Annotated in this window: 20 protein-coding genes; 5 read left to right on the top strand and 15 right to left on the bottom strand. The window is 48.8% G+C overall.

Going from position 1 to position 24,285, the window contains the following annotated elements:
• Positions 1–19 precede the first annotated feature (19 nt).
• The 3 genes from ABGV42_RS21100 to ABGV42_RS21090 all read right to left on the bottom strand — a co-directional run bounded on the left by ABGV42_RS21100 (position 20) and on the right by ABGV42_RS21090 (position 2,893).
• Positions 20–1,393 (bottom strand): DEAD/DEAH box helicase, encoded by a 1,374-nt coding sequence (locus tag ABGV42_RS21100; protein WP_347383537.1) that lies wholly within the window; start codon positions 1,391–1,393, stop codon positions 20–22.
• A 212-nt stretch (positions 1,394–1,605) separates the two neighbouring features.
• Positions 1,606–2,379, bottom strand: a complete 774-nt coding sequence (locus tag ABGV42_RS21095; protein WP_347383536.1) for an SDR family NAD(P)-dependent oxidoreductase — start codon at positions 2,377–2,379, stop codon at positions 1,606–1,608.
• Positions 2,380–2,434: 55 nt separating this feature from the next.
• The gene (locus tag ABGV42_RS21090) at positions 2,435–2,893 is read right to left on the bottom strand and encodes a chemotaxis protein CheX (RefSeq protein WP_347383535.1); all 459 of its coding nucleotides are present in this window, start codon (positions 2,891–2,893) and stop codon (positions 2,435–2,437) included.
• A gap of 460 nt (positions 2,894–3,353) precedes the next feature.
• Here ABGV42_RS21090 and ABGV42_RS21085 point away from each other — a divergent pair, with 460 nt between their 5' ends.
• Together ABGV42_RS21085 and ABGV42_RS21080 are read left to right on the top strand one after the other, a co-directional pair.
• On the top strand, positions 3,354–4,256 hold the full coding sequence (locus ABGV42_RS21085; RefSeq protein WP_127538953.1) for a LysR family transcriptional regulator: 903 nt from the start codon (positions 3,354–3,356) through the stop codon (positions 4,254–4,256).
• 31 nt (positions 4,257–4,287) lie between these two features.
• Entirely contained in the window at positions 4,288–5,097 is an 810-nt protein-coding gene (locus ABGV42_RS21080) for a histidinol-phosphatase (RefSeq protein ID WP_347383534.1), read from the top strand.
• Positions 5,098–5,359: 262 nt separating this feature from the next.
• Here ABGV42_RS21080 and ABGV42_RS21075 read toward each other — a convergent pair whose 3' ends face one another.
• The 6 genes from ABGV42_RS21075 to ABGV42_RS21050 form a co-directional block, all read right to left on the bottom strand.
• Complete coding sequence (locus tag ABGV42_RS21075; RefSeq protein WP_347383533.1) at positions 5,360–5,971, bottom strand: GNAT family N-acetyltransferase; 612 nt, start codon at positions 5,969–5,971, stop codon at positions 5,360–5,362.
• A 156-nt stretch (positions 5,972–6,127) separates the two neighbouring features.
• A complete protein-coding gene (locus tag ABGV42_RS21070) occupies positions 6,128–6,859 on the bottom strand; it encodes a metallophosphoesterase family protein (RefSeq protein WP_347383532.1) in 732 nt (243 codons plus the stop codon).
• A 54-nt stretch (positions 6,860–6,913) separates the two neighbouring features.
• Complete coding sequence (locus ABGV42_RS21065; protein WP_347383531.1) at positions 6,914–7,861, bottom strand: metallophosphoesterase; 948 nt, start codon at positions 7,859–7,861, stop codon at positions 6,914–6,916.
• A gap of 176 nt (positions 7,862–8,037) precedes the next feature.
• A complete protein-coding gene (sdhB, locus tag ABGV42_RS21060; protein WP_347383530.1) occupies positions 8,038–8,802 on the bottom strand; it encodes a succinate dehydrogenase iron-sulfur subunit in 765 nt (254 codons plus the stop codon).
• Between the two features lie 393 nt (positions 8,803–9,195).
• Positions 9,196–10,938, bottom strand: coding sequence for a succinate dehydrogenase flavoprotein subunit (gene sdhA, locus ABGV42_RS21055; RefSeq protein WP_127538948.1), 1,743 nt, complete (start codon positions 10,936–10,938; stop codon positions 9,196–9,198).
• A 41-nt stretch (positions 10,939–10,979) separates the two neighbouring features.
• Positions 10,980–11,648, bottom strand: a complete 669-nt coding sequence (locus ABGV42_RS21050) for a succinate dehydrogenase cytochrome b558 subunit (RefSeq protein WP_347383529.1) — start codon at positions 11,646–11,648, stop codon at positions 10,980–10,982.
• 294 nt (positions 11,649–11,942) lie between these two features.
• Between ABGV42_RS21050 and ABGV42_RS21045 the strand changes: the two genes are divergently transcribed.
• On the top strand, positions 11,943–12,866 hold the full coding sequence (locus tag ABGV42_RS21045; protein ID WP_347383528.1) for a LysR family transcriptional regulator: 924 nt from the start codon (positions 11,943–11,945) through the stop codon (positions 12,864–12,866).
• Positions 12,867–12,920: 54 nt separating this feature from the next.
• Here ABGV42_RS21045 and ABGV42_RS21040 read toward each other — a convergent pair whose 3' ends face one another.
• Positions 12,921–13,592 (bottom strand): potassium channel family protein, encoded by a 672-nt coding sequence (locus tag ABGV42_RS21040; RefSeq protein WP_347383527.1) that lies wholly within the window; start codon positions 13,590–13,592, stop codon positions 12,921–12,923.
• Between the two features lie 16 nt (positions 13,593–13,608).
• On the bottom strand, positions 13,609–14,949 hold the full coding sequence (locus ABGV42_RS21035) for a TrkH family potassium uptake protein (RefSeq protein ID WP_347384449.1): 1,341 nt from the start codon (positions 14,947–14,949) through the stop codon (positions 13,609–13,611).
• 463 nt (positions 14,950–15,412) lie between these two features.
• Here ABGV42_RS21035 and ABGV42_RS21030 point away from each other — a divergent pair, with 463 nt between their 5' ends.
• A complete protein-coding gene (locus ABGV42_RS21030) occupies positions 15,413–17,110 on the top strand; it encodes a CPBP family intramembrane glutamic endopeptidase (protein WP_347383526.1) in 1,698 nt (565 codons plus the stop codon).
• Here the strand turns inward: ABGV42_RS21030 and uvrC are convergent.
• Both uvrC and trxA read right to left on the bottom strand, forming a co-directional pair.
• Positions 17,079–19,172: an excinuclease ABC subunit UvrC gene (uvrC, locus tag ABGV42_RS21025; protein ID WP_347383525.1), complete on the bottom strand. Its 2,094-nt coding sequence runs from the start codon at positions 19,170–19,172 to the stop codon at positions 17,079–17,081. The two genes, ABGV42_RS21030 and uvrC, sit on opposite strands and share 32 nt — an antisense overlap.
• A 316-nt stretch (positions 19,173–19,488) precedes the next feature.
• Entirely contained in the window at positions 19,489–19,806 is a 318-nt protein-coding gene (gene trxA, locus ABGV42_RS21020) for a thioredoxin (RefSeq protein ID WP_095292059.1), read from the bottom strand.
• A gap of 264 nt (positions 19,807–20,070) precedes the next feature.
• Between trxA and ABGV42_RS21015 the strand changes: the two genes are divergently transcribed.
• Positions 20,071–20,226 carry a YqzM family protein gene (locus ABGV42_RS21015; protein WP_175399258.1) on the top strand — a complete coding sequence of 52 codons (156 nt, stop codon included), beginning with the start codon at positions 20,071–20,073 and terminating at the stop codon, positions 20,224–20,226.
• 95 nt (positions 20,227–20,321) lie between these two features.
• On the opposite strand, the gene dnaI is transcribed toward ABGV42_RS21015, so the two are convergent.
• Both dnaI and ABGV42_RS21005 read right to left on the bottom strand, forming a co-directional pair.
• Entirely contained in the window at positions 20,322–21,272 is a 951-nt protein-coding gene (gene dnaI, locus ABGV42_RS21010) for a primosomal protein DnaI (protein WP_347383524.1), read from the bottom strand.
• A 228-nt stretch (positions 21,273–21,500) separates the two neighbouring features.
• On the bottom strand, positions 21,501–24,284 hold the full coding sequence (locus ABGV42_RS21005) for an alpha-mannosidase (RefSeq protein ID WP_347383523.1): 2,784 nt from the start codon (positions 24,282–24,284) through the stop codon (positions 21,501–21,503).
• Position 24,285 lies beyond the last annotated feature (1 nt).

The raw sequence follows: 24,285 nt of genomic DNA, 5'->3' as shown, positions 1-24,285 counted from the left end.
GCACCTCTTTCGTCAGGTTTTATTCTTCGGAACGCGGTGTATTTCCCTTGCTCCATTTGGGTGCACCCTTATTTTTGCGATCCTGATCCCGCTCCGTTCTTCCAGCATTGTGAGCAGGCTTGCTGCTCGCTCCTCGCTGGTTCGACACAGCTGCTCTTGCGCCGCCGTTACGGCTTGTCTGACCTGGCTTGCGGTCTCGGGACTGTCCCGGTTTTCTCGAGAAAGAATGACCTTCAGGCCGGGTGTCCGGACGCGGTTCAGCCTCAAGTACTTTACCGCCGAACAAGACGCGTTCCGGCAATTCGATGCCAAGTTCACGCGCGAATTTGCGCATGATGAAGATTTGCGTTTCATCCACGATCGATAACACAATCCCACTGCGTCCCATTCGTCCGGTGCGTCCCGCACGGTGAACATAGTGCTCCGAGTCAAAAGCAGGGTCATAGTTGATGACCATTGGCAAACCTTCAATATCCAATCCTCTTGCCGCGACTTCGCTGGCAATCAGCAATTTGATTTTGCCATTGCGAAAAGCAGAAAGTACGTTGCTCCGGGTTACCTTATCCGCATCACCATATAATGCAGCTGCAGAAAGACCCAAATGATTCATTTTCGCTTCAACCTCGCCGATGTCTTCCGTAGCATTCACAAAGACGATGGCCCGATCAGGGTTATACTGTCTGACCAGACGGCGCAGCATATCGATTTTGTTTCGGGTCTCTTCCACAAAATAATAATGCTCCAATCCCGCCGCGGTTGCCCGGTCCGGTTCGATTCCAATCTGGACAGGTTCCTTCATCTCACGCTTGGCAAGTCCCGAGGTATGCTCATCAATGGTCGCAGACAGGAAGATCAGCTGACGGTCCCGAAGGGCACTGCGCAGCACAAAATCCACATCACTCACACCCCCCAGTTGGAATACCTGGTCAGCCTCATCAATGACAATCGTGGACACGTTGTGCATTTTCAGCTTTTTCAGCGTAATCAGTTCCTTCAGTCGTCCCGGTGTACCCACAACCAGTTCGGGATGCTCACGCAGTTTCTCAATCTGGCGTTTGACAGCTGCACCACCAATAAGACCAAGTACGCCGATACCGCGTTCCTCCCCATACCGCTGAGCTTCGCGCACAATCTGCATCGCAAGTTCTTGCGTAGGGGCTATTATAAGCTTTTGTGTACCTTTGACATCACTTTTGATGGATTGCAGCAATGGCAGAAGATAAGCAAGCGTTTTGCCTGTACCTGTCTGGGATTTGGCAACCACATCGCGGCCTTCCAAAATAATGGGTATGGTCTGAGCCTGTACCGGAGAAGGTTCGTTAATCCCGTGCGAAGCGAGAAGGGCCTCCAGATCCTGTGCCACTCCAATTGAAGCAAATGTTTGATTCGTCATGTATGTCCATCCTTTAAATTTATTCTTACGATGCTATTTCCTGCTTGTACTTCTGAAGCATAAGCCTGTCATCACATTATCTTTCATTATATGCGAAAAAAGGCTGTGGACCAAATCTTATTCGGCAGCTCTAATCTTGCGCGCAAAAAAAGAAAAGCCCCTCGGCGGAGCTTTTCTCTCATTCCCTATATAATGCCTCGATTGCTGCATTTCTACTTCTGGTTCATGACTCCATGCGACAGCCGGTCAGCGAGCCGCGGGAACAGCTGATACAGCCATATGCCTGCCGAAGCGAGTCGTGGCAGATTCACTTCTTCCGTGCGTTTCTTCATCGCCCGGATCATATGCCCTGCAACGTCTTCCGGCTTCAGCATCATCCAGCGCACATTGTTAACGTAATTCCCGGAAGGATCTGCGCGATTGAAAAACGGTGTATCAATGGGACCCGGGTTAATGGTCGTAACCGTCACTCCGGTCTTGCGTAGCTCCTGACGCAAGGCATTGCTGAATCCAAGTACGGCATGTTTGGTTGCTGTATAGGAAGCCGATTTTGCCGTCCCGATTTTGCCAGCCATGGAGGCCACATTCACGATCTGTCCGTTGCCACGTTCCAGCATGTGCGGCAGCACTGCCTTCGTACAGCGAACAATTCCCATGTAGTTGACGTCCATCATATCTTCGAATTCCTGCACCGTCATCTCCGTCATTGCGGCAAATTTGCCGTAACCTGCATTGTTCAGCAAAATATCGATTCGCCCGTATTTTTCCAGCATCATGTTAAATGCTGTCTGGACCTGCTCATCATCGGTTACATCCAGCGTAAGCAGCTCATGCGGCCCTTTTAGCGAAGCACCAATTTCTTCGAGCTTGTCCCGAGATCGGGCAGCGAGAATGGGAATAGCTCCTTCTTCAATCAACATCTGTGCACAGAGCGCACCAATTCCGCTCGACGCACCTGTGATGAATACAACCTGATCTTTCAGCATACCCGAAGTTCCTCCCGTATTGAACACAATCGCCTGTTCAGGCTATGGTTCTATTTTACGAGATCATTACCTGAATATCCATCTCACCAATTCCGTCCATCAACAGTGGAATACTCAGTGCCTTCGTTGCATTAAATCCGGTCAAATGTTCGGACTTCAACACTTGCGGAGGCGTGATGTCCACCACGACACCCTGGTTTGACAGGATCGTGCTCGCGTTGCCGCTAATCATGTTGCCCAGTTCCGAGATGGCACTTTTACTCATTTCATCCATTTCGGTAATTACAAAACCACCCATCATGGCAGAGACAATTCGCAGTGCAACTTGTTCCTGAATTCCGAAAACAATGTTTCCGCTCAGTTGGCCCGTCATTCCGATCACGATCCAGACATGGTCTGCTATGTACTCTACATTCTTCACGCCAAGACTTCCGGTGGAAGGCGAAACCTGGATGAGTTGTTCGAATACGTTGCGTGCGGATTCCAGGAAAGGATTAATCACTTCCGCTTTCACTGTCTAATGTCCCCCTTACACTGGGTTATTGGTCACATACCAAAAGTCCCATATTCAATAATTTTATTATACTTTATCACGTACAAGAATTCACCATGAATTCGGTAAGACATGTGTACTATAATTTATCGTCATACGCGGGGCAATAGTTTATAGCTGTTTTTGACGAAATAACAGAGCTCTGCACTCCTTTTGTAGGAAGACTTTTGATTCAGTTAGGTACCCATTGATATTTAGGACTTTTTTACTGAATTTTAACGGATGTTAAATTTTTAAAAATCTTGATATTAAGTTTAATTTACGCTTATTTATTCTTCTAAAACTCCCCGCGTCTCCTTCATTGCCCTGCCGTCTCGAATCACCTATAATTTAAGATAACAAAACAAAAAAATAGTTACGGGATTCCATTTCATACAGGAACACTCCATGACACGACATCTTATCCGCAAGGAGGCCATACATGAATATCAGCCAACTGGAGACGCTGATTACGATCTCGAAAACGATGAGTTTCCGCAAAGCGGGAGAACTTCTGAACCTAACCCAGCCTGCCGTCTCGGCCCAGATTAAAAGTCTGGAGGATGAATTCAACACCGTTCTTGTAGATCGCAACCAACCCGTTACATTAACCGATCGCGGACAGGTGTTTTTGGAGCATGCCGAGCGCATGCTAGATATCGTAGACGAGCTGAAACAGAAGCTGTCCGATCTCGATGAAACACCTCAAGGACATATCGTACTGGGCACGACAACCTCCATTGCGATTCAGATTTTACCTCGGGTACTATCCTACTTCCAGGATCAGTTTCCATTGATCAAAACCAGTATCCAGTCCCTGCCTTCCTCGCAGATCTACACGCAGGTCGAAAATGGGTTGATTGACGTGGGTATCGGTTATCTTACCGAGCGCAATCCTAATCTGAACACCTCCGTGCTCTATTACGACACTTTTGAACTTGTTGTTTCTCCTGCCCATCCCCTTGCGAAGCAGAAGCATGCCGCGGTGGATGTACTGCGCAGCACCCCACTGATTATGCTGTCGCCAGATACGGTCGGCAGACGGTTTACAGAAGGCATTTTCAAAAAACATGGCATTGAGCCCAATATCGTGATGGAATTGTCAAGCAGTGAGGAAGTCAAACGGATGGTCGAGATTAATCTCGGAGCGGCAGTGATATCCAAGCAATCCGTCGCACATGAACTGCGTCAGGGCACACTTCGGATGATTCCGCTAAGTGAACTTGAGGTTAGTCATCCTGTAGGCGTCATTTACAAATCCAGTCGTTATCTTAATTCGGCCATGCATCAATTCCTGAGTGACCTCAAAGGCATGCCGGAAACCCAATTTATCAGTTCAGAATGACAAACAAGGCAGGAGAAAGGAAGGATCTTTCATGAAATTCGATCTTCATACACATCATTTCCGCTGTGGTCATGCGGATGGCAACATTCGGGAATACATCGAAGCTGGCATTCAGGCTGGTCTTCAGGCCATTGGAATCTCCGATCACACCCCTTATTTCGCCAGTGGGGAAGAGCAAGCATTCCCCCGCATTGCGATGGCCAAGTCCGAATTGCGCCATTATGTGGATGAGGTGCTTGCACTGAAAGCGGAATATGCAGGGAAAATTGACGTGCTGCTTGGCATCGAATCCGATTATTTCCCTCTCCATGCCGAATTGTATCGCAGTACGCTGGGACAGCATCCTTTTGACTATATTATTGGTTCGGTTCACCACACGGAAGATGTCAGTATTTTCAATAAAACCCGGTGGAAAGGACTGAGTGAAGCACGGAAGATCGAAGTGAAGGAACGCTACTATTCACTGATTTCACAGTCTGCCCGGAGTGGCATATTCCAGATCCTTGGACACATTGATGCGATGAAAGGCAATTATCCTGCATTCTCCGAGATTGTTGCCGATCATGCCATAGATGAAACCTTGCAGGTTATTGGGGAGGCGGGCGTGGCTATTGAGATCAACACCTCCGGCAAAACGAAGCTAAGCGGTGGCTGGTATCCCTCTGATGCCATTTTGGAGAGAGCCAATCATTACGGGGTAAAGGTGACCTTTGGATCCGATGCCCACAAACCGTCTCGCGTAGCGGACGAATTGGAAGACGTTCGGACACGCCTGAAAGAGATCGGGTTTACGGAATGGGTATATTTCAAACAAAAACAGATGCAGATCGTTCCCTTGTAACGAAAACAGAATATCAAGCCTGAAACCCTACTGTCTGCGGGATGATCCGTATCGTAGGGTTTTTCTCTTGGACAAAAAAATGAACCCGCTCGCGGCGGGTCCCAACAGCATATCTATTTATCAAAAAGGGGGTCATGAGATAAGTTTACCCGCTGTCTGTTAGAGTTCAATTGCAGCTATATTTCAATTGTGTAACAAATGATTGAAGATCGATTCAATGGGTTTACGATCTTATTCTATGTTACGTTTGCTGATTGGATACCTAGGTTTGCAGGCTTTTGCCCTCTTGTGATCGTATATGCTCTTCCCGATATAACGCATAAACTTTGACGTCCAGTAGAGTGTCTGGTGTTAGACCATCCTCCTGACTCAAGCCAAATGAAGGAAGAGTGCGTTCGTAAGCCATCCCGCTTTTGCGAAGCACCCGTTCGGATGGTACATTCGCTTCGTAGCAGCGTGCTTCCACTTTCCGAAGATTCAGCTCCGTAAAACCAAAATCCAGTAAACGCTGTACAGCTTCAGTCGCTACACCCATGCCCCAGCAGGATCTGTTCAGAATATAGCCAATCTGGGCTGTGCCACTCTGCTCATTCCAGTGCTGAAAAGACGTGATGCCGATGATCTGCTCCCTGCCTTTCCAACAGATTCCATAATGCAGCGAGTCCAGCTTCGCACTACTGTTCCGGATCTGATTCAGTAGTCGCCGGGCTCGAATCGGCGTTGGCTGGCCTCCCCTGTTCACATATTGAATGACCTGCGGATCGGAGAACAGTTCCGATAATGTGCTAAAATCACTCTGACGCAAAGATCGAAGTAACAGTCGCTCTGTCCATAACACAGGAAGTCCTTGGTCCAGCATTTTACGGGTCAGCATAGTAATCGCTCCTTTTGTCTATCGGGATCTGGTCCGGTAAGACAAGCAAGCTCTGGGATGATCCGGCTCAAGTGATAATGATGGATAACATTCCGGTTTTGGTATTTGAACGTTAGTATGTCGATTCATTGCCAATATTTATTCCTCTGCCGAGCTTTATTCTTGCAGTCCGCGGTAGATCCCCGTACGAATCTCCCGGATGTAAAAATCCAATGAAGGTACATTCGCCTGCTGTGCAGCCAGCACTTCACGTTCGATATCGTAGGGAACCCGGACAAATTGAAGGTTTAATGCCTTGTTTCGATCACTGCCACTCTCTCCCTCAAGAATGCAGTAAGAGGCTTGCGTCATATCGAGTGGATTACCTACGCTTCCGGCATTAAACAACATTTTCCCATGAAAATGCTGCAAGTAAGCGTTATGCACATCGCCGTATCCCACGATATCAGCTTCACCAAAATCCGGATCATCTGCCGGAGCATCAAACATGGCTATTCTCTTCTCCATCTCGTCCCATGGCTGCACCCGGTGATACACACTCTGCGGCGAGGCGTGCACCAAACGAATCGTTCGCCCACTAAGTTCAAATTGGTGGCTAAAGGGAAGGCCCTTCAAGTATGTGAGCCGTTCCGCTCCCAGTCTTTCGGCCTGCCAAGTAAAATTCTCATTATCCTGATTGACCGCAACCAGCTCATCCCAATTGCCCCGGATCACGTATTCGCACGTTTCTCTCACCCGATCAACCACCTGCACCGGATCCGGACCTTTGCCCACGAGGTCGCCCAGACAAAAGATACGCTCAATCCCGCGACTCCGGATATCTCTAAGTACGGCTTCCCAAGCTGTCATGTTGCCATGAATATCGGATACAATCGCAATTCGTTCCATCTGGCCAACCTCCTCGTTTAATCCTTAAATGCTTAAATTCATCCTGCACAAACGCTATGTTCGTGTTCCCTTTAATTCAAACACGGTTAATTCCGGTCTGCACAAAAAACGAATTGGCAGCTGGGTCATGCCAAAACCGCGGTTCACATAGACAGGCATACGTGCCTTGCCTGCATAATATAACCCCTGAATATACTTGCGTGAACCCCGCGGTGTCGTGACAGCTCCAATCCATGGAAAACGAACCTGCCCACCATGGCTATGACCAGATAGCTGTAGTCCAAATCCGAACTGCTCAGCCATATCGGCATAATCCGGCTCATGCATTAGCAACAGTTTCCAGATGTTTGTGTCCAAGCCTTCGATTGCTTCCAAGGGATTCGGCTGGCTTGTAAGGGCATCATCCAGACCTGTCACCGCGATCTGTTCGTTCCCTTGTTTAATGACAGCATGACTGTTGCGAAGCAGCGTGAAGCCGGCTTCCTTGAACATGGCTTCCACTTCTTTCTGCTGCCTGCCCCGATAATCATGATTCCCTAATACGGCAAATTTGCCATACTTCGCCTGCATGGATGCCAGCACAGGTATACACTCCCGCATCGGTTCGGCTTCCCGTTCGACCATATCTCCGGTAAAACAAATCAGATCCGGGGCCTGCTCCCGTATGGTCTCGGCCAGCTTCTCCATTTCCTTCAATCCGGTATGAAAGCCGAGATGTGCATCGCTAAACTGTACAACACGCAGCCCTTCGAATGACTTCGGAAATCCTGGCAGTTCCAATTGAACTGGCTTCACTTCCAGGCGGCGCGGTTCCCAGAGCCACGCATATCCCCCTGTGAAAAGAGCTGCTCCTGCTGTCATCAAGACCATTCGCAGCAAGAAACTGCGCCGGGAGGGATCATGGTCCTTCTCCTCACCGGGAAAAACGGACCCTTGATCCGGTCCAGAGTCTGAGCGCCGGGGCGGTGGCCATGAGCTGCCCTTACGCGGTGTCTCTGCCATGTCTTCCCCTCCTTCTCCGCTCTACATGCATCTCTATAGTATACCATATTCTGCATGACGAGCCCGGTTCCTTCGCAGCCTAAGAAAAAGAAGCCATGATCTTCAGCAGCAAGCTGCCGAAGGTCACGACTTCTCCTAATGTCGCAAATTTCACATCTGCAACGGATATGACGAGATTATACGCCCAACCAGCGTTTGAACATATGCTTGGTTGTTTGTTTGTTCATTTCCGCAATGGAGGTTGTCAGCGGAATGCCTTTTGGACAAGAGCGCACACAGTTCTGCGAGTTACCGCAGCCCTCGATTCCTCCATCTTCCATAAGGGCTTCCAAACGATCCTCGGCGTTCATCTCTCCTGTTGGGTGAGCATTGAACAGGCGGACTTGGGAAAGTGCTGCCGGGCCGATAAAGTCTGTTTTCTCATTAACATTCGGACAAGCTTCCAGACACACGCCACATGTCATGCATTTGGAGAGCTCATATGCCCACTGACGCTTCTTCTCCGGCATCCGCGGACCTGGACCGAGGTCATAGGTACCATCGATCGGAATCCAGGCTTTTACCCGTTTCAGGGCATTAAACATCCGGTTACGGTCGATGACCAGGTCACGTACAACCGGGAAGGTTTTCATCGGTTCGATTCGAACCGGCTGTTCCAGCTTATCGATTAGGGCTGCACACGCTTGACGTGGCTTACCGTTGATCACCATGGAGCATGCTCCACAGACTTCTTCGAGACAGTTTGATTCCCAGCAGACAGGGGCAATGGACTTGCCGTCTTTGTTGACCGGGTTCCGCTGAATCTCCATAAGGGCACTAATAACGTTCATGCCGGGACGGTACGGAAGTTCAAATTCTTCGTTGTATGAAGACGACTCCGGACTGTCCTGACGGGTGATGATAAACTTGACGGTTTTGTTCGCTGTAGCTTGTTCCGCCATATCGTTGTCCCCTCCTTTGGTGACGATGATTGATTGCTGATGCGTAAAGAGACGTTGTATGCACGGTAGGCTCTCCGTCAGCGGAATGTCCTTCCGACCGCTGTTGCTCCCCCATTTTACTGAATGAATTATTTATCGGTTAAAATGGAGTATCAAAGGCGGACGCTACGCTTCTTAAGGTCATTTCCGCTTCCTCCGCTACGTCGTGCTACTGAATCACTTTACTGAAAGTAGCAATATTTCATTCTGGATTGCCTTAGTCAACCTCTGAAGCTTCGCGATGCTTTGCTTCTTCAGTATCTTTCTGGCTTTTCAGTTCGGATGTTAACTTTTAATCTTAATAAATATAAAATAAATCCTCTTCGTGCTAGACAGCAAAAGCAGGCGCTTTACTTAATCCTTCGAATAGTCCCGGATCCGTGGTGGGATCAGGGAAACGTCAACAGGCTCGTACGAGATTTGCGGGCCTTCCTTCGACCAGCTGGCGATGGTCGTTTTCAGGAACTCTTCATCGTTACGCTCCGTGAATTCCGGTTTGTAGTGTGCCCCGCGGCTTTCGTTACGCAGCAGTGCGCCGAGTGTCATCGCTTCAGCAAGTTCAAGCATGTTCCACAGCTGACGTGTGAAGGCTGCACCCGGGTTATTCCAACCGGATGTATCGTACATGTTGATTTTGCCGTAACGCTCTTTCAATTCCTTGATTTTGCCAATAGTGGCTTCAAGTTTATCGTTATAACGTACAACCGTCATATTGGCTGTCATCCACTCGCCAAGCTCTTTATGAATGACATAGGCATTTTCGTTGCCCTGCATTTTTAGGATTCCTTCGTATTTATCCGTTTGGCGTTTGGTATAGCCATCGAATACGGAAGAATTCACATCAGCAGACGATTTTTTGAGTCCTTTGATGTATTCAACCGCTTTTGGACCAGCCACCATACCGCCATAAATGGCCGATACCAGCGAGTTCGCGCCCAGACGGTTTGCACCATGGTATTGATATTCACATTCACCAGCGGCAAACAAGCCTGGAATGTTGGTCATTTGGTTGTAGTCCACCCACATGCCGCCCATGGAATAGTGAACTGCCGGGAAGATTTTCATCGGGATTTTACGCGGATCATCACCCATGAACTTCTCGTAAATTTCAATGATACCGCCGAGCTTAACATCCAGCTCCTTCGGATCCTTGTGAGACAGATCAAGGTAAACCATGTTCTCACCGTTGACTCCAAGTCCCATATCCACACAAACACTGAAGATTTCCCGCGTTGCGATATCACGAGGAACGAGGTTACCGTAGGATGGATACTTCTCTTCAAGGAAGTACCATGGCTTGCCGTCTTTGTACGTCCAGATCCGGCCGCCCTCACCACGTGCCGATTCGGACATCAAACGAAGCTTGTCATCCCCTGGAATGGCTGTCGGGTGAATCTGAATGAATTCCCCGTTGGCATAGTTAACGCCTTGCTGGTACACCGCACTTGCTGCTGTACCTGTATTGATAACGGAGTTCGTTGTTTTACCGAAAATGATACCAGGGCCGCCGCTTGCGAGAATAACGGCTTCGGCAGGGAACGTCTGCACCTTCATCGTTTTCAGATCCTGTGCCACGATTCCGCGACAGATGCCTTCATCATCAATAACTGCCTGCAGGAACTCCCAGTTCTCATATTTCGTAACCAGACCCGCTGCTTCCCAGCGACGAACCTGCTCATCCAATGCATAGAGCAATTGTTGTCCTGTCGTTGCTCCGGCAAATGCTGTACGGTGATGCTTGGTTCCCCCGAAACGGCGGAAATCAAGCAATCCTTCCGGTGTCCGGTTGAACATAACGCCCATCCGGTCCATCAGGTGGATAATACCAGGTGCAGCTTCACACATGGCTTTAACGGGTGGCTGGTTCGCAAGGAAGTCGCCGCCATACACGGTGTCGTCAAAGTGAACCCACGGGGAGTCGCCCTCCCCCTTGGTATTTACCGCACCGTTAATGCCGCCCTGGGCACATACGGAGTGGGATCTTTTGACAGGAACCAGTGAAAATAAATGAACATGGACTCCGGCCTCAGCCGATTTGATCGCCGCCATCAAGCCCGCGAGACCTCCGCCCACAATAATTACATTAGATGATGCCATTGCTGTTCACTCCCTTATAAGTCAGCATTTATCGCAAATGCTTAAATCAGAACTGCCTTAATCGTATCCATCATCGTTGTTGCCGTCTGGAAGTCAATGCTCCGGAAAGCAAACAACGAAGCGATGAACATAATAGCCACAATACCGAACAGACTCATGCACACATAAGAGGATACACGCTGCGCACGCGGTCCAACGGTAATCCCCCAGCTAACCAGGAACGACCATAAGCCGTTAGCAAAGTGGTAGGAGGCCGCAACCACACTGATCAGATATAAAATAAACGTTACCGGGTTCATCACGACGTCATGAATGACACCGCCAAGTTCTTCATGCGTTACATTACCCAATGCAACCTGCACCCGAGTTTCCCAAACGTGCCAGATTACGAAAACAAACGTAATGACCCCACTGATCCGCTGCAATGTGTAGCGCCAGTTGCGTTCATTGCCGTAACGTCCGACATTAGGCTTGGCCTGATAAGCAATGTACAGACCGTATACACCGTGATAGAACAACGGCAACCAGATGAGAAACGTTTCCAAGACAATAACAAGAGGCAGACTGTTCAGGAAGGCAACAGCACCGTCAAAACCTTCTTTGCCGCCTTCAACTGCCGAGAAGTTCGTCACCAGGTGCTCAAGAAAAAACAAACTGAGCGGGATGACGCCAAGCAAGGAGTGCAGCTTTCTGGAGTAAAACCCTTTCATAAAATGTCGTTCCCCTTTCGCTAAATACAACGTTTTCATAAAATAATTCGCTTATCATGACACAAACCTTTCCCATGGAAAGGTTCGACAAATTGTTCCGTTTTCATCAGGTGTGAACAACTTGTGTCACAATTCATGTTACTCCTTTTTTTCTTATAATGGAATTGCAATATAATTATTAAATGTTATAACCTATAGGTATAAGAGCTGAAACATCAGATGGGCAGGCATATCGCATTGAAAACGATTTATCAAGGACAACAATCACACCCCATGGAAAAGAGGTTAGTGTTTATGTTCGAGGATTTAAATGCATTTGCGGCAGTCGTGGAGCAATCGAGCCTGAATCGTGCATCCAAATTGCTGAATCTGTCTCAGCCTGCCCTCTCGCGCAAAATCGCGAAATTGGAGGATGAACTGGGGGTGGCGCTTTTTCACCGCCGTGGCAAACGTCTTGAATTGACCAGTGTCGGCCAGCTTGCCTACACGTTTGCGGTGGAACAAAAGCAGCAGCAGCAAAAGTTTCTGACCATGCTTGCCCAGTATAAGGACGAGGAGCAGAGTGCCATTACGCTTGGAGCATCCCTTACTACACTCCAAACCACATTACCGCCTTTGGTTAATGCTTTCATGGAGAAACATCCCAACGCCGAGATCAAGCTCGTGACTGGGAAAACACATGAGATCGTCTCCTCTGTACGGGACAAAAAAGCGGACGTTGGCATTGTTGCCTCCTCCATTAATGAAGCCGGGCTGAACTGTGTGCCTCTCTTCGATGATCATCTGGAGCTGGTAGTGCCGCTTACGCACCCTTTGTCCGGCAAAGAGGCCGGAATGGAGCACTTGCAGGATCTGCCTATGATTACCTTCTCCAAAGGCACCTGGTATCGCAAACTGACAGACGATCTGTTTCAGCGCTGTGCCGTCATGCCGGATATTCGGATGGAGATTGATTCGTTTGAAGCCATCGTCCGCCTCCTGCCCACTTGTAAGGCCGCTGCTCTGCTGCCCAAGTCTTATCTCCGTCCTCAGCTGCTTGCAGACAATGATCTGGTCTCCGTGTATCTCCCTCAGCTGCAGCAGACCCGCCGAACAACCTGCATGATCTACGGGGAAAAGGAAGATCTCAGCGAAACGTCCAGACAGTGGGTCAAAGAAACGGCAGCGCTCTTTACAGCAAAGGCGCCACTGCCCTCCAGGAGGACTACGACGCCTTAATGAATAGAAATGAACTTTATCTTCGCCTACCCTTGCCTGAACGCCAGGATTGGATTAGCCCTCCTGGCTGATTACCTCTTGTTCGAACCGGTCGATATCATCATTCATTCCGATAATGACCATGATGTCGCCCATCTGAAGCGAGTCCAGTGCAGTCGGAGCGATAATGACTCCGGTCTCCTTCTGCAGCGCTACAATACTGCAGCCGAAGCGTACACGCGCATTCAGGCTGGACAGCGTTGTATTATGCAGACATGCCGGTACTTTCATTTCCACAATGCTGTAATCATTGGAAAGTTCAATGTAGTCCAGCAGATTCGGTGTGACGAGCTGATGGGCAACCCGAATGCCCATATCCCGTTCCGGATAAACGACGCGATCAATGCCCAGCTTATCCAGAGCTCGCCCGTGCAAGACGGAGATCGCCTTGGCAACGACCGTTTTCACGCCAAGTTCCTTCAACAGGATTGCGGTAAGAACGCTGGTCTGAATATCGTCTCCGATGGCCACAATGCCGCAGTCGAAATTACGGATACCCAGTGAGCGCAGCACTTCCTCATCCGTAGCATCCGCCACAACCGCATGAGTGACCAGTTCACTCATGTCTTCAACGACCTCTTCATTTTTGTCAATGCCAAGCACCTCGTAGCCAAGTTCCATTAATTCCTGTGCCAGACTCGAGCCGAAGCGACCCAGCCCAATCACCGCAAACTGCTGTCTTTTCATTGTTCTTCACGAACCCCTATCCAATAATCATTTTTCCTTCAGGATACTTATACAGTTCTTTACCCTTTTTCTGCCCAAGTGCATACGCCAGCGTAATCGGTCCAAGCCGTCCCGCAAACATCATGAAACAGATCATGAGCTTCCCGAATGTAGTCAGTTTCAACGTCAACCCCATCGATAACCCAACGGTAGAAAAGGCGGATGTCGTCTCAAATAAAATCACAAGAAAACCGCTATCTTCCGTCATGGTGAGCAGCATAGTAACTGCAATGATCAGCAACAGCGCAAGGAGCGTAACCGTCAACGCCTTGAAGATACGTTCCTGTTGAAGCCGATATCTGAAAAAAACAATATCCTCCCTGCCGCGCATCATCGCGATGACAGCTCCGATCATAATGATAAATGTTGTTGTTTTGATCCCGCCTCCGGTGGAACCTGGAGAAGCCCCAATAAACATTAAAATAATGATGAAAAACTGCGTTGCCTGTCTGAGACCGGCAATATCCAGCGTATTAGCTCCTGCCGTTCGCGGGGTTACCGATTGAAAGAACGAACCGAGAATCTTACCGCCCCAGTTCAAACTGCCCAATGTCTGCGGATTGCTGTATTCAAACACAAAAATGACCAACGCACCGAATCCAATCAACAAGCCTGTGGTTAGCAGCACCACCTTGGAGTGAAGCGAAAGTTTGCGTGTTTTACGATAATCCACCAGATCGGATAATACGACAAAGCCAACGCCCCCAGCCACAATCAAAAACATGGCCGTAAAGTTCACCAGTGGATCATAGACATACCCGGTCAGACTGCGGAAGTCTCCAAACATATCAAATCCTGCATTATTAAACATGGAGATCGCATGCCAGTATCCGTAATAGATGGCCTGCCAAACAGGCATATCAAATGACCAGCGGATGGCGAATAGCGTACCGCATACGGCTTCCAGAATGAGAGAATAGGCCACAACCTTACGGATAAGCCGCACAATGCCTTCCATCGTGTTCTGGTTCATCGCTTCCTGCAAAATCAATCGCTCCCGCAGGGAAATCCGCCGCTTGAACGCAATCGCCACCAGCGTGGACATGGTCATGAAGCCAAGTCCGCCGATCTGAATCAGAACGGCAATGATCACCTGGCCCAGCACAGAGTAATGAGTACCCGTGTCCACAACAACCAAACCGGTAACACAGACTGCCGATGTAGCGGTAAATAAGGCATCAATAAAAGGAAGACTATCCCCGCTGCGACTGGAAACCGGAAGCATGAGGAGCAAGGTTCCGAGCAGGATAATTCCCGCAAACCCCAGTACAAGAATTCGTGGAGGCGATAGCCGCACCCATTGAACATTCAGTTTCACTTCTGTATCATCCACCTCTGCCAAAAAGAAAATGACTCCACGATGTGGAGCCTTTCTCCGAATCACTCATCCATGGCACAAGGGCCTCACGCGCTGAACCTTGGATAAGCACCGATCGGAGCATATAAACATGTATGATTTTAGTCATAACCACATATGCATTAAGGTTGGAATCCTCTTATTCGTTCCCTTGCAAGGCTAAAGACATGCAATTATTGCACATTTGTTTCAAAATTATAAGCGCTGCAGCTTTTACAGACAAAACGATTTTTGTGTAAATCGGATCGAATTCCGGCAAAAAGGGAAAAACTCAGATATATCGATGAACGGATCAGAGTCTTTCGATCATTTTCATTCATTTTCAGGGATTTGCACGCCTTTTCGTTTCATCATTGGCATTCCGGGTTCGGCCTGTGCTATCTTTACTTTAATATCCAAATTAATAAAGGAGGAACACCATTACATGAACCCCTTAGGGCAGCCTTTGGAACTCAAAGCTAACTTCAAGCGTTTAGGGTTGCTGGCGGCGATTGGCCTGATTTTGTTTTTTGTTTTTCAGATCTTCCCTGCTACTTCTTCACAAACCACAGATATTCAGTCTACATCTTTTATAAGCAAGGAACAGGCAGCCCAATCCGCACGATCATTTGCAGCTTCCATGGCCGATTACACCCTTCCTTCGGATAACGGCAGGACGCTGGTCACTTACCAAACCCATTCCGATATCTATGGATACATGGCCAAAACCAAACAGCTTGATACGTATAATCAAAAATGGGAAGCAACCTATCCCTACGATGTGTTCCGCGTTCGTTTGCCTGATGAGGACAACGGCGGTTATTTGAATGTGGACGTACATATGAGAACAGGCAAAGTCGTCGGTTTCAAACGGGAACTACCTTCTTCCCTGTATGCATCCGCTGAGGTTGAGCAGGACAAGAACAAACGCAATGCAACGATCCAGCTCGCCGAGGGCAATATACCATTAGACGAAAAGGTGCAGCTAGCATCCGGAATTCTTGGTGAATTCGGCTATGACGCCCCAAAACTTCAGCTGGATACCCGAGAAGGTGAAGGTGGATTAACCTACACGGATGCGGATAAGCAGATCGGCAATTCCAAGCTTGAACTGAATTTCACCTTTGAAAACGGAGCGGTCCGCTCCTTCGAATCTGTCTTCTCGGTTCCAGACGAGCATATCAACTATGTACAGGATCAGACCCGTCAGGCCAACTGGATGACCTATGGAGGGTATGCATTCCTGACGTTTGTACTTGGTGTGCTGGCGATTATCTACAGCATTCTCACCCGGGCCCATACATCATTTAAACGCGGAATTATTCTGTCACTGGTGTACTTTGCAGCATCCGTAATCGGGACGCTAAACATGATTCCGCTGTTTGAGGCACAAGGCCTGTCCAGCTTCATGCTCGCCTTCCTCATGCTCATGCAGACCGGGATCACCTTGGTCATGAGTGCCACGATCTACCTCTCACTTGTTGCAGGAGACGGGATGTGGCGCAAAATCGGACTAAATCCTTGGCCGCGCGCAAAAGAGCCTGGATACGGCAAGTATGTCCTTCACAGCATGTATTCAGGGTACCTGTGGGCGTTCATTTTGCTTGGCGTTCAATCCATCCTGTTCTTCATTCTGGAACGAAGCATAGGTAGCTGGTCCACCACCTCGGCAGACCAATCGACATACAACATGTCATACGCCTGGATCTTTCCCATCTTGGCCTGGATGGCCGGCATTGGAGAGGAAACGGTGTACCGGCTGTTCGGCATTCGCATGATGCAGAAAATCGTGCGCAATACCTTCATCGCCTGTCTCATTCCAACGTTGATCTGGGCGCTTGGACATACACTTTATCCAATCTACCCGGTCATCACGCGTCCCATTGAGCTCATGGTCATCGGATTGCTGTTCAGTCTAATCATGCTGCGCCACGGCTTTATCGCCGTTGTGTTCAGCCATGTCATCTTCGACAGCCTGCTGATGGGACTCAGCCTGATCTTTATGGGTGATATTCTGAATGTCTCCGCAGGGATCTTCTGGATTGTGCTTCCAGCCATCGTTGGATATGTCATTTACCGATGGAATCCACAAAAAAAAGAGAAGCCGTATGTTACGACTCCTCATCCCGAAGTGCTGCAATAATTTGTTTTGCCAATTTGTCACCAATCGATAGAGGCCGGAAGTCTTCGACACTGGCCTCTTTTATTTTGCGCAAAGAACCAAAATGCTTGAGCAGCAGTTTACGACGCTTCTCGCCGATGCCAGGAATGGAATCGAGACGTGAAGTGACCATGGACTTGCCGCGCTGTTCCCGGTGGAATGAGATGGCAAAGCGGTGAACCTCTTCCTGAATGCGTTGAAGCAGATAAAATTCCTGGCTGTCCCGCGGCAGTGAAATCACTTCCGGCGGATTGCCAATCATGAGCTGGGACGTTTTATGTTTGGCATCCTTCACCAGACCACATACCGGAATAAACAATCCCAGTTCATTCTCCAATATATCCACAGCCGCCGAAATCTGCCCTTTCCCGCCATCCACAACAATCAGGTCAGGCTGGGGCAGGTTTTCCTTCAGTACCCGCTCGTAGCGTCTGCGAATGACTTCCCGCATCGTTTCATAATCATCGGGTCCTTCTACGGAACGAACCTTATATTTACGGTATTCTTTCTTGTCCGGCTTGCCATCGGTAAATACAATCATCGCCGATACCGGGTTGGTTCCCTGAATGTTCGAGTTATCGAACGCTTCGATCCGGCGCAGTTGATCCAGACCGATCCACCGTCCAAGACCTTCGGATGCTTTGGATGTGCGTTCCTCATTACGCTCAATCAGACGGAACTTCTCTTCCAGCGCCACACGTGCGTTATCCACAGCCATGGTGATCATTTGGCGTTTCAACCCGCGCTGCGGGATGTGAACCTTGATCTCCAGCCACTCCTGCAGGGCCGCTGCAGCCTGGAACGGGTCTTCCAGTCCTGCTCGGTTTGTATCCGCAACAGCACTCTCCTGTTGATCAGAAATACCATCAGTTATTGCCGTTTCTGCTTGGGCTGCAGCCCCTTCTGGAACATCGTTTTCCCCATAAGCCGCACGGGACTCGGCAACCAATGGTTCAGCAGAAACATCATCCGACGCTGACGACAATGGATCCGACTCCGATGTCACAGCAGCCGGCACATCAGCAGGGATAACTTCAGCGTTATCCGCCTGTTCCCCAGCGATCAGTTCTTTCGGAACCTCAGGCAGTAAGATCTCCTGCGGCAATGCCGGATTATCGCTATAATACTGTGTCACGTAGGATATAAAGTCACTGTACGCTTCGCCATAAAACGGAAACGTCGAGACATGGCGCTCGATCATTTTACCCTGACGCATATATAGAATCTGGACACACATCCAGCCCTTATCAATGGCGAACCCAAACACATCACGGTCTCTGGCGTCCGCCATCGTAATTTTCTGTTTTTCCATCATGGCATCGATTGCTATGACCTGGTCCCGCAGTTCCTTGGCACGTTCAAAATAAAGATCCTCTGCCGCTTCCTGCATTTTGCGCTGCAGATCTTTCTTAATTTCTTCGTGTCCACCGCTCAGGAATGAACCTATTTCTTGCGAAATCTGATCATATTGCTCCTTGCCTACTTCTTTCACACAAGGAGCAAGACATTGTCCCATATGATAATACAGGCAGACTTCCTTCGGCATCACGCCGCATTTACGGAGCGGATACATCCGGTCGAGCAGCTTTTTCGTTTGGTGTGCCGCATAAGAGTTCGGATAGGGTCCGAAGTACTTGGCTTTATCTTTCAGCACGCGCCGGGTCACTTCGAGCCGGGGATGCTTTTCATTCGTAATTTTGAGATAAGGAAAGGTTTTGTCGTCCTTAAGCAAAACGTTATAACGCGGCATATGTTTTTTGATCAGGTTACACTCCAGAATGAGTGCTTCCATATTACTGCCCGTCACAATGTATTCAAAATCGCGGATTTCGGATACCAAACGCTGTGTCTTTCCGTTATGACTACCAATAAAGTAAGAGCGTACGCGGTTTTTCAGCACTTTTGCCTTACCTACATAGATAATGGTACCTTCACTGTTTTTCATCAAATAACAGCCAGGCATATCGGGCAGCAGCGCCAGCTTGTGCCGAATCTGCTCCAGTGCCTGCTCCTGTTCTTGCAGAACATTTATGAATTCATCCATAATTCGGTGGTCCCTCCCTCCCGATTAATTCTGAGAAAGTTGAAAGCTTCACCTTACATGTGCCACTCCGATGCCAGAATGATCTTCCGATCGCTGTTACCCCCAGATTTCTTAGATTGCACTTTTAAAAGGTATAAATCCGGTGATAAAGGCGACCACTTCGTTTCTTCAGATCATTTCTGTCCTCTCCGTTAAACATGTAAATTTTCAGTACCAACTTATAATAATCGTATACCTCTATATTGTCCTATAAAAAGATAATCGACGCAAAACGCCCCCGGCGCATAACCGGAGGCGTATTTGTTAGCCTAGTGAATTATTGGTGTTTCTCAATGATTCCTTTGAGTGCTTCTTTCGAGTTCAATCCAACCACTTTATCAACCGGTTGGCCGTCTTTGAAGAAGATCAATGTCGGAATGCTCATTACGCCGAAGCGGGAAGCGGATTCCGGATTTTCGTCAACGTTGACTTTGGCAATTTTCACTGCATCGCCAACTTCGGTGGACAGCTCTTCCAGGATTGGAGCGAGCATTTTGCAAGGACCGCACCAAGGCGCCCAGAAATCAACAAGAACCGTTCCTTCTCCTTCGACTTCAGCGTTAAAGGATTGATCGGATACGTTAACAATAGCCATGAAATTGTCCTCCTTATATATACTTACGGTTTATTTTAACCTGTAACGTCGTGAACGACACTTCCAGTATAACACAGGACATCTAAACTTGTGAAATGAACGTGCAATGTTCATCTCTCCACCATCAAATCTTCACAATTGGTGACCTTGACACGATTGCTGCTAAATCTTTACAAACGCTTTCTTTTCCAAGTATACTAAAATTACTCCGGGCTTCAGCTCCCTGGAAGGGCGAGCTGTTGATCCACATAAGGAGGCAATAACATGGACGCAAATGTGCGGATCAACGACCCGCGTGAACATGTGAACGAGGAGCCCCGTAACGATCTATTCGATCTGATTGCGGGTGTTGCCGGCATGGGTGGCCTGATGACAGTCATCTTCTTCGGCATGGTCATCTTCAAATTCCTGACCGAATAGGATGTCAGGCCCGAGCAGGACCAAAAAAGCCCGGTTTCCGCGACCACCGCGAAAAACCAGGCTTTTTTGTGGACTACTTGATATAAATAGATGAATTATCGCTTACCCCGCTGATTCTCGCCTCGAACGGAAACCACGTCGACAAACGGACGAATGCGGTCCATCAGACGCTGACCCTTATTCATTTCCTCGCCATCCTTGCTCGTAAAGCTGAGATGCTTCTCCAGCCCATCCAGGTTGTAGTTGGACGTATAGAACGTTGGTTTGCGATTCATGCGGTAGTTCAAAATGGAGCCCATGACATGATCCCGAACCCAAGGATTCAGATTCTCTGCACCAATATCATCAAAGATGAGGAGGTCACAGCTTTTGAGGATATCAGTCGTTTCCTTCAGCTTCTGCCCTTCCGTGATCATGGATTTCAGATCTTCCACAAAGTCAGGCATGTAGATAATGACGCCTGTATATCCCGCAACGGCTAACTCGTGTAATAGATAGCACATCAGAAAAGTCTTGCCTGTTCCAAATGACCCCTCCAAAAACAGTCCTTGCGGAGATAATCCGTTTTCCTTCGTATCATTAATATAACGCAGAACCTGGTTTACCGCCGGAGCACGCATCCGGTCCTTGCCCATGATTTCAACATCGTTATATCCCGCACTAAGCGCACGCTCGTCCACATAGAAGCTGCGGATTCTCTTCTTGATCACATGCTCATTTTGCCTTGCAATATGCTTGGAACACGGAGCTTTTTTATCTATAATTTCGGGTTTACCGTTAAAATGCTCTACTTCCAGTTTGCAAAAGTGACCCTGGAAATCGTTAGGACAGTTATCCAGCCCCGGACAATTCGCACAGTTTTTCGAATCTCGGGCATACTGATACAGCTTGCTCAGATCGGTCATGAGCTGTGCATCTTTTAGTTCCGGGTGACCTGCTCGGAATTCGCGTACGTACGGATCTTCCATCAACTCCGCCGCAATTCGCCGCGACTGCTCACGAAAGGAAGGATTAAGCTGCTGAAGCAGTCCTCCCAAGGATTCCATGGCTTCAAGCCCCCTTAATATATTCGATATAGAATGAACCACTGAATTTTACCAATAACCATTGATGATGGCAAAGGTTCCTTCGATCGATTGCAATTCTATTGTTCATTCTATAGAAACTTGGGGCATAACTCAACATGTTCCGACTGGAAAAACGATCTTCTACGTGACATATCGTATCGCGAATTCTGTGGATGACAGTGCCTGCCTGCTCCCAGGTTGCTTACTTTAGCGACCGAGCCCTAAGGTAACAATCTCGCAAGGGCCTATCTGGATGGACCATTCCTTGCCGCTAGATCGATTAGTAGAAACATCTGAAGAGGCTGCCAGTTTCTCGCCCTTCTCCTCCAGAATATTGCTCTTGTATGCTTCAACATTCGTATTTAATTCGTTCGCATCCAGACTGAGCAGGGATGTGCCCGGCTTCATATTATACCAACGCATCATCAGATCCCCTGATTCCTCATTCACTTTCAATGAGGAGAATGCCAAGCCTTCCCCCTGCCAGGCAAATGGTGTATGCGTTGAAGACAGCGTACCGGAGTGAACATCCGTTTGAACCAGCGTCCATGGAACCTGGAACTGGTAAGCCTCGATGTATGCATCGGATGATGCACCGCTTCCATCATGCGGAATGATCTCCATTTGGAACGAATGCTCTCCCAGACATTGTGCTTCCGGCGTTGGGAACAACCCCCAGTCCCCAAGCTCCCCTACGGCACGGAGCAGCGTTACGGCTATCGTATTGCGCCCATCCTGAAGGACTTCATATTCATTCAGTCCCAGATTGGCTACGACCAGTCCGGCCTGATCTTCGCTCACATCCACAAAACTTTGCTGATGCTGCGTATTGCTTGGATTTTGCCACTCTGGTGCGGGCACATTATCACGAGTCGCAATTTCGAACATGGAATCCACGTGGTGTACAGCAGTCGCCAGATCGGTTGGGAACAGGGCACGTACACGATGATCCTTCGCCTGATTGTTGAACGTGGTTTGCAAACGTACTCCTTTTCCGCTGCGACTTAACGACAGGATCGTACGAATACGCAGTGTGGTGGTTTGTTTGGAACGCTGCGCCTTGCGATACGGGTAATAGATGAGCTCCCGTTGTTCACGATCCAGCATCTCATCCGCCGAAGCAGGGATTTCCCAATGATGTGCGATTTCGTAGGAGGTACGGTACGGCGTATCTTCAAGGATCTGAATTTCAGCTGTTAGTTCTCTTGTAGTCAGAGCAACTTCGTTCTCCGGCTGCTTGAACATGTACTCGTTACCGATATCCCCAACATTTTCGTAAACGCCAAGATCTTGGTACGTCCGTCCTGTCCGTTTATCCTTCAGTGTAAAGGAACCGTTATCTGCGATCGTTACTGCCACATACTCATTTTCCATGCTTCGTTCGCCAAGGCGCAGCTCAGAGCCATTCGTAACAGCTTCAACCATAGCTTCACTGCGAACCCAGGCATACGCCTTCAAGCCAAGCGCTGGCACGTTCCCAGCTTCAAATGTAATTCTGACCCGACGGCAGCTGTACGGCTGACGGAATCGGTCATCCGGCAGATCGTATCCGAATTGCAGCCCCAGATCTTCAACTGTACACGGAACGAGCAATCCATTTTCATCAACGAGGACACGACCAGACAGATCTACGTTGTTCATTTGGGCAGCCATATCCTCTAATGAAATTCCATCACGGAAGTAGATACGAGCAGCATCCAGTTCGATCTGAACAACGCCGCTGCGCTCCCACCCTGTCGTATTGAACGTGATCAGTGGTCGCGGATCTTCACCATAACTGGCAAAAATTGAGGTATCCACCGAAGCAGCAATCTGACTTGTGCTCTCTTCAATCATCGCTTCAGCGACGTGACGACTCTTCTCGAATCGTGTGACCATCTCGCAGTGGACCTCATCCACACTGCAGCCGCAAATACTGTCATGCGGATGGTTCTGCATCAGCGTTTTCCAGGCATAGGTCAGTTGATCATGCGGATAAGCATGTCCAAGGAGATGGGCATAGGATGCCAGTGGCTCAGCCACCTTTTCCAGCATGGCTTGACCAAGCTGGTTCATCTGTTTCAGATAAACCCGTGCAGAAGCGGTGTTCACCAGGGTACCCCAGCCATCGGTACGCTGGCTGCGCAGCTCTCCTTTTACCGTGGACAACTCATGTTCCGCTGATTCTTTCAGAGCAGTCAGATAATCTGGAAAGTTGGAGTGAACGAACTCAATGTCGGGATGTAATTGCTCGGCCATTCGGATTGCCTCAGGCAGATCCCGCTGAATAGGCTGGTGATCACATCCGTTCATGTACAGCAGCTCATTGGTCGAGGCATATTTCTCGGCATCTGCCAGCTTCGTTTCCCAGAATTTGCGGGCTGAAGCCTCGTCTACCGGAATTTCATTACCATTGGAATACCAATTGGCAAATAGCACACCCAGCACTTTCGATCCATCCGGACCTTCCCACATCAGCTCCGAGAAGCTGGATTCGTAACCTGCATCCGATACTGTATTATTGAAACCTGTAGGTTTCACGCCTCTTCCAAAAAAGACGTTATCGATGCCAGATTGCAGCATGAGCTGCGGCGTCTGTCCAACCAGCCCGAACGTATCGGGAAAATAACCGATCTTAGAAGGCGTGCCGTAACGCTTCGCATCCCGATGTCCAACCTGCATATTGCGCACATTGGCTTCACCACTGGTAAGGAACGCATCCTGCAAGATATACCAAGGCCCGATCACGATCCGGCCATTCCGGATATGCTTCTCCAGCCGCTCCTTTTGCTCCGGGCGAACCTGGAGATAATCGTCGATGATGATCGTTTGTCCATCCAGGTAGAAGCTTTTGTAGTCCGCTCCCTCATCGAGCTCATCTAACAGTGAATCCACCAGTTGAACGAGCCGCATATGATGCTTCTCATAGGGCAGGTACCATTCCCGATCCCAGTGGGTGTGCGAAATGATATGGGCTCTTTTGGTTTTTGGTTTATTCTTTTGTTCCGTCATG

Origin of the sequence: Paenibacillus pabuli (assembly GCF_039831995.1) — a bacterium.
Classification (GTDB): domain Bacteria; phylum Bacillota; class Bacilli; order Paenibacillales; family Paenibacillaceae; genus Paenibacillus; species Paenibacillus pabuli_C.
The sequence above is the reverse complement of the archived record's forward strand: the minus strand, read 5'-3'. Positions and strand labels throughout refer to the sequence as shown.